The 12,141-nt window shown below is 69.2% G+C and carries 12 protein-coding genes; 1 reads left to right on the plus strand and 11 read right to left on the minus strand.

The genetic code is table 11. The annotated features are described in order from the left end of the window. Window positions 1-4: 4 nt before the first annotated feature. The 10 genes from GPA10_RS01275 to GPA10_RS42130 all read right to left on the minus strand — a co-directional run bounded on the left by GPA10_RS01275 (window position 5) and on the right by GPA10_RS42130 (window position 8,687). Window positions 5-952 (minus strand): type II secretion system F family protein, encoded by a 948-nt coding sequence (locus tag GPA10_RS01275; RefSeq protein ID WP_157163852.1) that lies wholly within the window; start codon window positions 950-952, stop codon window positions 5-7. Between the two features lie 79 nt (window positions 953-1,031). Next, window positions 1,032-2,372 (minus strand): TadA family conjugal transfer-associated ATPase, encoded by a 1,341-nt coding sequence (locus GPA10_RS01280; RefSeq protein WP_157163853.1) that lies wholly within the window; start codon window positions 2,370-2,372, stop codon window positions 1,032-1,034. 3 nt (window positions 2,373-2,375) lie between these two features. Continuing rightward, complete coding sequence (locus GPA10_RS43285) at window positions 2,376-2,810, minus strand: TadE/TadG family type IV pilus assembly protein (protein WP_198351477.1); 435 nt, start codon at window positions 2,808-2,810, stop codon at window positions 2,376-2,378. 185 nt (window positions 2,811-2,995) lie between these two features. After that, window positions 2,996-4,633: a CpaE/TadZ family protein gene (locus tag GPA10_RS01290; protein WP_343040167.1), complete on the minus strand. Its 1,638-nt coding sequence runs from the start codon at window positions 4,631-4,633 to the stop codon at window positions 2,996-2,998. Further along, on the minus strand, window positions 4,630-4,839 hold the full coding sequence (locus tag GPA10_RS41560) for a hypothetical protein (RefSeq protein ID WP_198351478.1): 210 nt from the start codon (window positions 4,837-4,839) through the stop codon (window positions 4,630-4,632). Before GPA10_RS41560 ends, GPA10_RS01290 begins: the two co-directional genes overlap by 4 nt. A 37-nt stretch (window positions 4,840-4,876) precedes the next feature. Next, window positions 4,877-5,587, minus strand: a complete 711-nt coding sequence (cpaB, locus tag GPA10_RS01295; protein WP_157163854.1) for a Flp pilus assembly protein CpaB — start codon at window positions 5,585-5,587, stop codon at window positions 4,877-4,879. A 175-nt stretch (window positions 5,588-5,762) separates the two neighbouring features. Further along, a complete protein-coding gene (locus tag GPA10_RS01300) occupies window positions 5,763-6,860 on the minus strand; it encodes a hypothetical protein (RefSeq protein ID WP_246258604.1) in 1,098 nt (365 codons plus the stop codon). A 347-nt stretch (window positions 6,861-7,207) separates the two neighbouring features. After that, the gene (locus GPA10_RS01305) at window positions 7,208-7,645 is read right to left on the minus strand and encodes an SMI1/KNR4 family protein (RefSeq protein WP_157163855.1); all 438 of its coding nucleotides are present in this window, start codon (window positions 7,643-7,645) and stop codon (window positions 7,208-7,210) included. A 168-nt stretch (window positions 7,646-7,813) separates the two neighbouring features. Then, window positions 7,814-8,392, minus strand: a complete 579-nt coding sequence (locus GPA10_RS41565; RefSeq protein ID WP_198351479.1) for a hypothetical protein — start codon at window positions 8,390-8,392, stop codon at window positions 7,814-7,816. Further along, the gene (locus GPA10_RS42130) at window positions 8,280-8,687 is read right to left on the minus strand and encodes an RHS repeat domain-containing protein (protein WP_343040168.1); all 408 of its coding nucleotides are present in this window, start codon (window positions 8,685-8,687) and stop codon (window positions 8,280-8,282) included. Before GPA10_RS42130 ends, GPA10_RS41565 begins: the two co-directional genes overlap by 113 nt. A gap of 745 nt (window positions 8,688-9,432) precedes the next feature. On the opposite strand from GPA10_RS42130, the gene GPA10_RS01315 reads away from it, so the two are divergent. Next, window positions 9,433-10,515 carry a glycosyl hydrolase family 18 protein gene (locus GPA10_RS01315; protein WP_157163856.1) on the plus strand — a complete coding sequence of 361 codons (1,083 nt, stop codon included), beginning with the start codon at window positions 9,433-9,435 and terminating at the stop codon, window positions 10,513-10,515. Between the two features lie 130 nt (window positions 10,516-10,645). On the opposite strand, the gene GPA10_RS01320 is transcribed toward GPA10_RS01315, so the two are convergent. Beyond that, complete coding sequence (locus GPA10_RS01320) at window positions 10,646-11,977, minus strand: Nramp family divalent metal transporter (RefSeq protein ID WP_157163857.1); 1,332 nt, start codon at window positions 11,975-11,977, stop codon at window positions 10,646-10,648. Between the last annotated feature and the right edge of the window lie 164 nt (window positions 11,978-12,141).

A 12,141-nucleotide genomic window follows, 5' to 3' on the forward strand; every position in this document is an offset into this window, starting at 1 on the left:
GCGCTCACACCTCGATCTTCCCGAGGCGCCTGATCACGAAGAAACCCACGGCGTAGAGGCCGAGCGAGATCAGGATCAGGGTCTGGCCGAGGGGGGAGCCCGTCACGCGTTCCAGGGCGCCCTCGTTCGAGGAGTTGATCAGGAGGAGGGAGCCGAGGCCCAGGAGCGGGACGGTGAAGGCCGTCGCGTGGACCTCCGAGAGCATCGTGCGGACCTCGCGCCGCGTTTCCTTGCGGTCCTCCAGGGTCTGGGTGAGGTTGCGGAGGGAGTTGACGACGGATCCGCCTGCCTTGTTGGACAGGACCAGGGTGGTCACAAGGACTATCAGTTCGCGGGACGGGAGGCGTTGGGCCAGTTCTTCGAGGGTGTCGTCGATGGAGCGGCCGAGGGTCAGCTGGTGCGCCACGTGCGAGAGTTCCTCGCCCGCGGGGGCCTCCAGCTCCTCCGCCGCCATCGCCAGGGACGTGCGCAGCGCCAGGCCCGCCGCCGTCGCGTTGGCGAGGATGCGGGCCACGTCGGGCAGCTGGTTGATGAACGCCTCGATGCGCTTCTGGCGTTGCCAGTTGAGGAAGATGACCGCGCTCCAGACGGCCACGATTCCGGCGATGGGGCCGAAGAAGGGGGCCAGGGAGGCCGCCGCTATCAGCCAGAGCGCCGCGACGACCGCCATGACGTACGTGAAGAACTCGCCGGGGGTGAGGTCGAGACCCGTCGCCGAGAGGCGCAGTTGGAGTTCGCGGCCCAGGCGGGTGCGGCGCAGACGCCGGTCCACCGCCGTGAAGCGGCGCGTCCGGCCGCCCTCCAGTACGGGGCGGGCACCGCCCTCGGCCGCGAGCCGGTCCTCCAGGGCCTGGCGTTGCGCGCGCCCGGACGCGTACGTCTGGAGTCCGGCGACGGCCAGCGTGCCGGTGAGGAGCGTGGCGCCGAGGGCAAGCAGCGTGGGGTTGTTCATCAGCCGGTCGCTTTCCTCGTGTTCGTGGCCGTCGGCTTCCTCGTATTCGTGGCCGTCGGCTTCCTCGCGCTCGTGGCCATCAGCCGATCGCTTCCCTGGTGTTCAGTACGTCGATCGCCTCCGCCACCCCGTACGCAGGCGGCACCGGCTCCCCCGCCACATACAGCCGCTCGGCGACGGGCCGTGGCAGCGGCAGGTGCTCGAAGTAGCCGTGCACGACGCGGTCCGGGCCCGCAGGGCGCGGTACGAAACGGGTGACGGGTGCGATGCGGAACTGCTGGCGGCCGTGGCTGACCAGGAGGACGATCTCGGCGACCTTGCGGGAACCGTCGGCGTGCCGGGCCAGTTGGACGACCACGTCGACCGCCGAGTTGATCTGGTCGCGCAGGGCCTCGAAGGGGACCTGGACCTCGGACATGGAGCCGAGGGTCTGGAGGCGGGTGAGGGCGTCCTCGGCCGTGTTCGCGTGGACGGTCGCGAGGGAGCCGTCGTGGCCCGTGGACATGGCCTGGAGCATGTCGAGGGTCTCACCGCCGCGGACCTCGCCGACGATGATGCGGTCGGGGCGCATGCGCAGCGAGTTGCGTACCAGGTCGCGGATCGTTATCTGGCCCTTGCCCTCGACGTTCGGGGGGCGGGACTCAAGGCGGATCACGTGGTCCTGCTGGAGCTGGAGTTCCGCCGAGTCCTCGATGGTGATGATGCGTTCGTGGGCGGGGAGGAGGCCTGAGAGGGCGTTCAGGAGGGTCGTCTTCCCGGAGCCGGTGCCTCCGCTGACGATGATGTTGAAGCGGGCCCGTACGAAGGCGGCGAGCAGCATCAGCATGTGCTCGTCGAGCGAGCCGAGGCCGATGAGTTCGGGGAGCGTGTACGCGCGCGGGAAGCGGCGGATGGTGAGGGTCGCGCCGGTGAGGGCGAGCGGCGGGATGATGACGTTGACGCGTTCGCCGGTGGGCAGGCGGGCGTCGACCATGGGGTTGGACTCGTCGACGCGGCGGTTCACGGTGGAGACGATGCGTTCGATCGTCTGCATCAGCTGGTCCTCGGAGGCGAAGCGGAGGGGGAGCTGTTCCACCCGCCCGGCCCGCTCCACGAAGATCGAGTCCGGTCCGTTGACCATGATCTCGGTGATGGAGGCGTCCGCGAGCAGCGGTTCGAGCACGCCGAGTCCGAGGGCCTCGTCGACGACCCGGCGGACCAGGTGGGCGCGCTCGGCGGAGGAGAGGACCGGGCCCTCGCGGCTGATGATGTGGTTGAGCACGCGCTCCAGGCGCAGACGGCGGTCGGGTGCCGCGAGCGAGGACATCTCGGCGAGGTCGATCTCTTCGAGCAGCTTCGCACGGTACGTGGCCACGAGGCTGTCGTCGCGGTTGGGGGTGGCGGCGTCGGCGGGGGACGCGATGCGGGCTCGCAGACTCATGGGTCAGCCTCCTGTTCCGGGGCCGGGGCCTGTTCCGGGGCCGGGATCTGATCCGGGGCCGGGATCTGATCCGGGGCCGGAACCTGTTCCGGGGGCACCGGGCGAACCGGCGTCGTCGTTCGGCATCGTCGCGGACTTCTCCACGGTCCACTTGGTGTCGACGAAGGGGAGCAGGGTGGGGACCTGGACGGTGACGGTCGCGGTCGTCGTCTCGCCGCCGCCGCCGACGTCCACGTCCGCTTCGAGCCCGGAGTCCATGGCGGCGTGCCCGGCGGCCTCCCCGGCGGCCGCTCCGCCGCCCTCTCCCTGCGAGCCGACGCGGGCCGCCGCGCGGGCGCCGGACCCGGCCTGGTTCGCGGCGTAGCCGACGAGGCCCAGCTGGATGGCGGCGAGGCCGATGAGGAGGAGGATGGGGAGGTAGCCGGCGAACTCCAGCATGGAGACGCCGGTGTCGTCGTAGCGGCGTCTCCATGCTGGAGTTCGCCGGCCCCGGTGGGTTCTCCCGCGGACGCGGAGGGCTGCCCGTTCCGGGCCCGCCGCATCCGGCACCGTGCGCTGTGCCCACCCGTGCCGCCCTGTGGCACGCCGGCCCGCAGCAGGAGCGACACGGCTCCGGCCGCGCCTCACGGCGAGTCCTGCGTCTCGTCCGCCGCACCGGCCTCGGCCCGCACGGACCAGCCCGTCTCGATCCCGGGGAAGAACAGCGGCACGTCCACCTTGACCGTGGCTTTCATGACATCGCCCTCCGTGACACAGGAGATCGCGGCCCCCTGCCAGGCCCCCGGCAGATGTTCCTTGCCCGCGGCGGCGCAGGCACCCGCGTCGTCCCCCTGGACCGCCGCCGCGGCCGTCGCGGCCCGCGCCGCCTCGTCCGCCGCGTTCCCCGCCAACGAGTACGTGTACCCGTACAACGCGCACTGCCAGAGCAGCCCGATGACGGTCAGCACCAGCGGGAACATCCCGGCGAACTCCAGGGTGACCGCGCCCCGGTCGGACTTGCCGAGGCGCCGCGTGCCGCGTCCGCCCTTCCGTCCGTGCCCGGTGGCCCCGCCTCCGGGCACGGACGGGGCCTCCACGAGGCCGATCTCCCCGGCGAGCCCCCACAGCGCCTGCTTGACGACGGACTTGCTGTCGAGGTCCTGGAGGCGTCCCGCGTCGACGACGGCCTGGAGCTCCTTGGGGACGTCGGGGACCGAGGTGCGGGCGGCCCGGGTGCCGGTGATGCGGGCGACCAGGGAGGGCTGGATCTCCGATCCCCGCGCCCCCCGGTTGAGGACCGTCACCGTCTCCTCGGCCTTGCGGATCTGCAGCCGGTCCCAGAGCCGCACCATGCGTTTGGCGGCGCGTACGGCGACGACGTCGGGGGTGAGCAGGAGCACGGCCTGGTCGGCCATCTCGATGGCGGTGGCGGTGGCGGACGTGACGTACGTACCGCAGTCGACGACCACGACGTCGTACCGTCCGCGCAGCGCGTTCACGGTCTGCCGGGCGACCCGGTCGGTGATCTCCTCGCCGCGTTCGCCGTCGGCGGGCGCGAGCAGCAGGCCGACGCCGGACTCGTGGGCGTACACGGCGTCCTGTACGACGCGCGGCGAGATGTCGCTGATGGCGGCGAGGTCGGCGACGGAGCGGCGGAACTGCACGTCCAGGTACGAGGCGACGTCGCCGGACTGGAGGTCGAGGTCGAGCAGGACGGTGCTGCGGCCGGAGGCCTGTGCGGCCAGGGCGAGCTGGACGGCGGCCAGCGTGGTGCCCACGCCGCCCTTCGCGCCGGTGACGGCGACGACCTGCCCGGAGCCACCGGCCGCGCCGCCGGGCCCGCCCCCGTACAGCTCGACGGCGGTGGAGCCCAGATGGCGCCGCATTCCCGCCGACCACGCGGAGGCCGCCTGCACCCGCTCGGCGAGGGCGTCGTAGCCGAGCGGGAAGGTGACGATGCCGCGGGCGCCGCTGTCCATGGCCGCGGTGAGGAGCGCCGGGCTGGTGTCGGCGGTGACGAGGACGACGCCGACCGCGGGGAACCGCAGGACCAGGTCGCGGATCAGGTCGAGCGCGGGCACGGGCGCGATGCGTTCGTGCACGAGGACGACCTCGGGCAGTTCGTCGAGGGACTCCGCTGCGAGCCGGGCCAGGGTGTCCAGGAGGGCCGTGGAGTCCGGGACGGGCGCGGCGGGTTCGGCGTCCGGGAGCTGCGCGGCGAGCCCGGTCAGGGCGCGGGCCGCGTCCGGGTCGCCGACGGCGGGCAGGATGCGGGTGATCACGTCCGGCCTCCCCGGGCCCGGACCGGCCGGGTGCGGTGCGCGGTCACATACGTGCAGATGTCCGTGGAGCCGTACGCGCGGACATCCACGGAGCAGCACGCGCAGACATCCACGGAGCCGTACGTGGACGCGTACAGGGGAGGACCATCCATGCGGCCGTACATGGAGACGTGCGTGAGGCTGGGGCCGTGCATACGGCGGCTCATAGGGCGGCTCCCCTTACTTGTCCTCTTGCTTGTCCTCTTACTTGTCCTCGTCCAGGGTGTACGTGCGGTCCCCGCGCGGCACATCCGCGTCACCTCCCTGCCCGACCAGGGCGAGCCGTACGTGCGAGGCGAACGACTCGGCGTACGCGACGCGTTGGGCGTCCTTGGTGCCGAGCGCGAAGGTGATCGGCACCGCCTCGGCGTTGCGGCGCCGCGACCGGTCGTCGGAGTCGGCGTCGAGCGCCGTCAGCCTGCCCACGTCGATGACCTTCGCGCCCTCGACGATGACCTTCGACTGGTCGGAGCCCTTCTCGTCCTCGGCCTTGAAGGTGGCGTAGATGTTGACCGTCGATCCCGGCGTGATCTTTCCGGCGACACCGGTCGCCGCGTCGATCATGATCGCGATCTCCTGCTGCCCCGGCGCCAGCTGGGGCCGTTTCACGATCATGTCGGTCTGGAGCAGCGAGCCCTTCCGCAACTGGGTGACGGCGATCTTCCCGCGGATCTCCCGCAGGTCGGTCACGGCGTTGTCGGACAGCCAGCGCTCGGGCATCTCGACCTTCTTGAACTGTCCGGGCTCCAGTTCCTTGTAGGGCGCGATGTCCGTGCTCAGCTCGTACGCCTCGACCTCGGGACCGACCTTGGAGTTCACGTCGCGGATCACCGAGAGGACCCCGGCGAAGGCGCCGAGCGCGCACAGGACCGACAGGACAAGGAGGATGACTCCGCGGCGCTGGCGTGCGTTCATGGGCCGGACTACCTACCTCGTTCGTGCAGCGAGTGCATGTGGCTACGGACAGTGAGTGGTGTGGTGCGCGGATCGGCGGTTCGCAGGTTGTGGGCTCGCAGGTTGTGGGCCTTGCCGGCCGCGGTGGCGACGGCGGTGACGGCGCGGCCGGGCCGGGCCGGTGGCCCCGGCGGCCCTAGGTGGCGCCTCTGGGCAGGGCGCGTACTCCGGTGGCCGCCGCCCCGCCGCCGGGATCCGCGGCGGGCGCGCGCCCGGCCGGGGCCCGTTCGGGCGGCGGGAGGAGCGGCGCGGCGCAGAAGGCGCAGCGATCGCCGATGAGTTCGAGACCGCACCAGCGGCAGTCCTCCCTCCGCACGGACGACACCAGTTGGTAGAGCACGGAGATGTCCGGGATGGCGGCGGCGAACTCGACGAGCTTGCCGGTGGCCCACCAGCGGGCGGACTCGGCGGGCAGCGGCACGTCGGCGCAGCCCTGCACGTTCCACGCGGGCGCGAGCGTGTCGACGACCCAGTCGGAGGCGAGCTGCCCGGTCGCGTACAGCATCTTGGTGCTGAACCCGGGCCCGGCGAGCAGCGCGTCGTCGCCGCCTGCCTTGCCGCCCGTCTTGCCGCCCGCCTTGACCAGCTCGGGGCGTGGCGTGGCGAGGACGGCGAACTGGCTGCCCGGCATCCAGGACTTGGCGTGCGACTGGAGGGTGACGGGCACGCGGTCGAGCCGGGCGACGGAGCCGAGGAGGGCGCCCGCGTAGATGTAGTGGCTGAGCAGCCGCGCGGCGCACGCGAGGACACCCGGGCTGAAGTCGCAGATCGACAACTGCCGCAGCTGGAGGGCGAGGACGGAGAGCCCGAGCGGCGGCAGTTCGCTACGCACGATGGCGATGCGGTCGCTCTCCAGGACCGAGCGGATGGTGTGGAGGCGGTGCAGGACGGTGGGCGGGGTGGAGGCGGGGCACAGCACGATCACGTATCCGTGGTTCTCGATGAGGGTGTGCGCCTCGGTGAGGGCCTGCTCCAGGGAGAACCCCCTGGCACCGCCCTTGCCTCCCGCTGCGCCCAAGACTCCCCTGGCGCCCGGGGAACCCACGCCACCTCCGGCACCCACGCCACCCATGGCACCCGCCGCGCCGGTGGCCCCCTTGAGCCCCTTCGTCCCCTTGGCCCCCGGGCCGCCACCGGGGCCCGTGGCGCCCTGGAGCACGGCGGCGGTGGGGGTGTGGCGGTCGGGCGAGGGCAGCACGAGATCGGGGCTGGTGACGGCTATCGCGGTCGGCATCCGCACACCCCCGGTCCCGGTCCGCACGCTCCCGCCCCCACGCCGACGGCGGTCACATGCACCCTGTCCGCACGCTCAGGCTCACGTGCGTCTCTGCCTGTGCACCATATCCACGCAGGGCCCCGGCTAACACCCAACTTCCCACTGTTCACCTACGGGTTGTCGACGCGGGCCCCTACTCCGGAGGGTGCACGAGGGGCTGCCAGGCCGTTCCTGAGTGGCCCCTTGACCCGGCTCCTCAGCCACAGAGCTCCGCTCAAGAGCCGCACATCGGCGTGATCGGCCCAGCCCTGGGCCTCACGGGCACAGACTGGCCTTCCGGTGTCCGGTGAGGCCGACCGTCTGAATCATGATGCGTACCAGTCCTCCCCACCTGCGGCCAGGTAACGGGCGATGTAGTCACGCAAGTCATTGGCGATCCAACGCCGACTATCGCTCTCATGTTGCCAAACGAACACGTCTGGGCGCTTGGGCACGGCCACGAATGCAAAGAGATCACCACCTCCACTGTCCCCGATAAAGAGCAGTGGATCGAACGGCATGTACAGGTTTCGAAAATCGAGATTCTCCCGCATTTCCCGATTCCGCTTCACGATCTCTTCGGCCGCCCAAATGAATTCACACCCATATTCATCGGAGACACCATTAGCTTCAAGTAGAAGCGACCTCAGCTCCTCCGGAAGGGTGCCCCCGAGCGCCCTTTCCGCAGCACTAATCGCTTCAACGGAGGCTGGAGGGTTAAACTCCACCTGGCCGGAGGAAGCGGAGATCAGATCTATCCACATGAGACTCTCCAATCGAAATGGTGCCACGACCGGGCCAGCTCGAGCAGTAGTGGGAGCAGGGCGCCGCGCGGGTAGCCTACGAGACCTTACCGCAGGCTACCCACACATGCGCAGTACCCTCGCAGCGGCCGGAACAACCAGTCCACAGCATCATCCAGGAACGACTCTTCACCGAATTCGCGGAGTGAATTCGTTACCTACGAAGTCATCAATGAAGGTGGCGTAGTCCAGGACTTGCTGGCGAGTCGGGCTGGAGTGAGTTCTATAGAATCCGTTCCAGAGCACCCGAATCCGCCCCAGGTGCAGGTCGGCATTCGTCGACTTCGGTATTCCGCGAAGATTTTCAATCGAATTGATCTCACTCTTACTGAAGAGCCCTGGATACTTCGTCAAGACCTGCTGCTCCACAGCATGATGAACCCAGACCTTCCCCTTGAGGTGAGGATGCGCCTTGAAAAAGGTTCCCCGGTAGTTGCCACTGACCCCAGCACCTACACCTGCCGGCTTCCTGGTGGGAACCTTACCTCCGGGGCGGTGGGCGAAGACGGCGGCAAGCAGGCTCGGCACCTGATAGGCGTCCCCGGAAACCTCATATCCATTTTCCGCGGCCCACTTGTCAAATTTCTCCCCGTAGTCACAGCCTTCGGACCCCGGGCCCCCGTTCAGGCAGTCGCCGTCGAACAGCCAGCCGACGTACTCGGCCAGATATGGAGCATTGGCAACGAGCCCCATGACGACGTTGCTCACCCTTCGGGGCCTTGCAGTAGTCGTCAGCGCAGAACTCCAAGCCCGTGGGGTCGCTGTATGTGACCGGACTGTTGTTGGCGTAGGCGTACCCGTTGAGGGACTGGTGCTGGTCGAGGCTCAGAATCGGGTCGATGCTGATGAACTGGGCGACGGACGGGTCGTACTCGCGGGCGCTCACATGCGTGAGGCCGGTCCCCTTGTCCACCGGCTTGCCCAGGAAGCCCTTGTCGTCGGGCAAGACGGGGGTCTTCTCCCCGCGCGGCGACCCGAAGGGCGTCGTGTAACGCTTCGTCACCGCGTACGTCGTCGCGTCCAGGGCGACACTCGACGTGCCGTGGTGGTCGGCCGCCAGGAAGCTGAGCTCTGTGTCCGTCGCGCCGCTCGTGCCGGTGCGGACCGCGATGGTCTGGCCGTTGGCGGTGTAGTAACGGGTACCGGTGAGGGTCTTCTTCGTGCCCTTGGTCGTCAGGCGGACTTCGTGGGCCCGAGGTAGAGGACCGTGTCGCCGTCACCTTTGGCCCGGCGAATGAGGAGTTCGCCGCCGGCGTCGCAGAGTCACCAATGCTTCACATTTACAGGCTGAGCGAGTAAACGCGGAGCGAGTTCCTCACGTCAAGGTGGTCCACGGCACGTTTTTAGCCGCTCTCAAGGGCCCAATAAGGCCACAGAGGACGGAACTTGGTGCTCCAATACTCCCGCGATCGAAGCGTCATTCGTAACTCAACGTAAGCAGGTGGGCCGACGCGGGCCTGAACGCGCCATTCTCGATCTCTCGGTGGAGCTGTGTTTAATACACACGTGCTTTGCTGGCGCGACTCATCAGCCGCACGGAGTGGCGCGGCGGGCGTCAGGGAACCAGCCAGCAGAGATCGGCGCGCCCTCACTCTGCGCGATCCACCGACACCCCCATCCCGCCCCTCCCGACGCACGAACCCTTGACAACCCCAATGGTCTGGACCAGCTTGTACGACCAGCGGTGGCCACCGTTTTCGACACACTCCTCCCCCACCCCCCCCACTCCCCCCACACGGAGGCAGAAGATGGACCTCGCACGCAGGGCTCGCGGGACACGCAGGAAGAGAAGTGCACTCGTCGGTGGGCTCGCCGCGCTCGGGCTCGCGTTCGCCGGGCTCGTGACCGGGGGTACCGGTACCGCGGACGCGGCCGACGCCACGGGGGCCAAGGCCGCTGGTGCCGAGGCCGTGGGCTCATCGGCCGGGGCCGCCGGGGCCCGCGCCGTCCCCAAGCACGCCGTCACCGGCTACTGGCAGAACTTCAACAACGGCGCCACCGTGCAGAAGCTCAGCCAGGTGCAGAACCAGTACGACATCATCGCCGTGGCCTTCGCCGACGCCACCGGTACGCCGGGGCAGGTGACCTTCAAGCTGGACTCGGCCGGGCTCGGCGGGTACACCGTCGACCAGTTCAAGGCCGACATCAAGGCCAAGAAGGCCGCCGGCAAGTCTGTGATCATCTCGGTGGGCGGTGAGCGCGGCGCCGTGGCCGTGAACAGTTCGGCCGCCGCCACGAACTTCGCCAACTCCGTGTACAAGCTCATGCAGGAGTACGGCTTCGACGGCGTCGACATCGACCTGGAGAACGGGCTCAACTCCACCTATATGACGCAGGCCCTGAAGTCACTCGGGCAGAAGGCCGGGCCCGGCTTCGTGCTGACCATGGCGCCGCAGACCATCGACATGCAGTCCACCAGGAACGAGTACTTCAAGACGGCGCTGAACGTGAAGGACATCCTCACGGTCGTCAACATGCAGTATTACAACAGCGGTTCGATGCTCGGCTGCGACGGCAAGGTCTACTCCCAGGGGTCCGTGGACTTCCTGACCGCCCTCGCCTGCATCCAGCTCGAAGGCGGGCTCGCGCCCTCCCAGGTCGGGATCGGGACACCCGCCTCCACCCGCGGCGCAGGCTCCGGCTACGTCTCCCCCACCGTCGTCAACAACGCCCTGAACTGCCTCGCCAAGGGCACCAACTGCGGTTCCTTCAAGCCCTCGAAGACCTACCCGGGCATCCGCGGCGCCATGACCTGGTCCACCAACTGGGACGCCGCCAACGGCAACGCCTGGTCCAACGCCGTCGGGCCGCACGTCCACGGCCTCCCGTAGCCCGTACACAGGTCCGCCCCGCGCGGACCTCCTCCCCGCGCTGCACGCAAGCGCCCCGCACCGCAGCGCCGCCGCTCCCCCGGCGGCGCTGCCGTATGCCCCGGCCGACCGCCGGGTGCATGCGCCCCGCCTAGAAGAAGCTCCCCCAGTCCTGGTCCGTGATCTGCTTCACGGTCAGGATCAGGAAGAGCAGGCCGGCGACCGCCAGCATGCCGTTGCTGAGCCAGCCGTTGCGCCACTCGGAAGGCGTACGCGCGGAGTTGAGCAGCCAGATCAGGGTCAGCGCGAGGAACGGCATGAAGGCCGCGCCCAGGACCCCGTAGATGATGATCAGGCGGAACGGCTGGCCCTCGAACAGCAGGATCATCGGGGGGAACGTGAGCCACAGCAGGTACGCGCGGAACGGGACCGACTTCTCGCGGGCTCCGGACGCCACCTCCTCGCCGGTCAGCGCCTTGCTGTCGGCGCCCGCCCGCGTCTTGCGGTAGCGCTCGACGAAGTCCGCGAACATCAGGCTCACGCCGTGCCACACGCCGATCAGCGACGTGAAGGAGGTGGCGAAGAAGCCGACCAGGAACAGCTTGGCGGTGGCGTTCCCGTACTCCTTCTCCAGGATGTCGGAGAGCTGGACCAGGCCCTTGTCACCGCTCGCGATCGCCACGTTCGTGGAGTGCAGCATCTCGGCGCCGACGAAGAGCATCGCGATGACGAAGACACCGGTGGTGATGTAGGCGACGCGGTTGTCGAGCCGCATCACCTTCATCCAGCCGGTGTTCGTCCAGCCCTTGGCATTGACCCAGTAGCCGTACGCCGCCAGCGTGATGGTGCCGCCGACGCCGCCGATCAGGCCGAGGGTGTTGAGGATCGAGTCCTTCTCGTCCGGGACCACGGGGAGCAGGCCCGCGAAGGCGTCGCCGAGGTTCGGGGTCACGCGGATCGCCAGGTAGACCGTCACCACGAACATGACGCCGACGAGCACCGTCATGACCTTCTCGAACACGTCGTACTTGTTGAACCAGACGAAGACGAGGCCGACCACACCCGTGAGGATGGCCCACCACTTGAGGTCCATGACGTCGGGGAACAGGGCCTGGAGCGGGAGCCCCGATGACGACATCGCGGCGGCGCCGTACACGAAGCCCCACACCACGACGTACACGACGAAGAACCACGTCGTCCAGCGGCCGAGGCTCGCCCAGCCGTCGAAGAGGGTGCGCCCCGTGGACAGGTGCCAGCGTCCTGCGGCCTCCGCGAGGGAGATCTTCACGACGCAGCCGATCACGGCGGCCCACAGCAGGGTGTAGCCGAAGTTGCTCCCTGCGATCAGTGTGGCGACGAGGTCGCCCGCGCCGACGCCGGTCGCGGCGACGACGATGCCGGGACCGATGTACTTCCAACTGGACTTGCGGGGAGCGGACGTGACGTCCCCGGATGCGGTGGGTCCACCCTTGGTTTCGGCCATGCGATCAAGAAAGCGCAAAGACTCCTGGTGCACAAGAGGTCCTGCCGCCGTCCGCGGAGCTGTCCGCCGCCGTGAGCGGAGCGGCCCGCCACCGTGAGCGGAGCGGCCCGCCGCCGTACGAGAAGTGGTCCGCCGCCGTCCGTGGAGCGGCTTGCCGCCGTACG

This window comes from Streptomyces typhae (assembly GCF_009755605.1).
GTDB classification, from domain to species: domain Bacteria; phylum Actinomycetota; class Actinomycetes; order Streptomycetales; family Streptomycetaceae; genus Streptomyces; species Streptomyces typhae.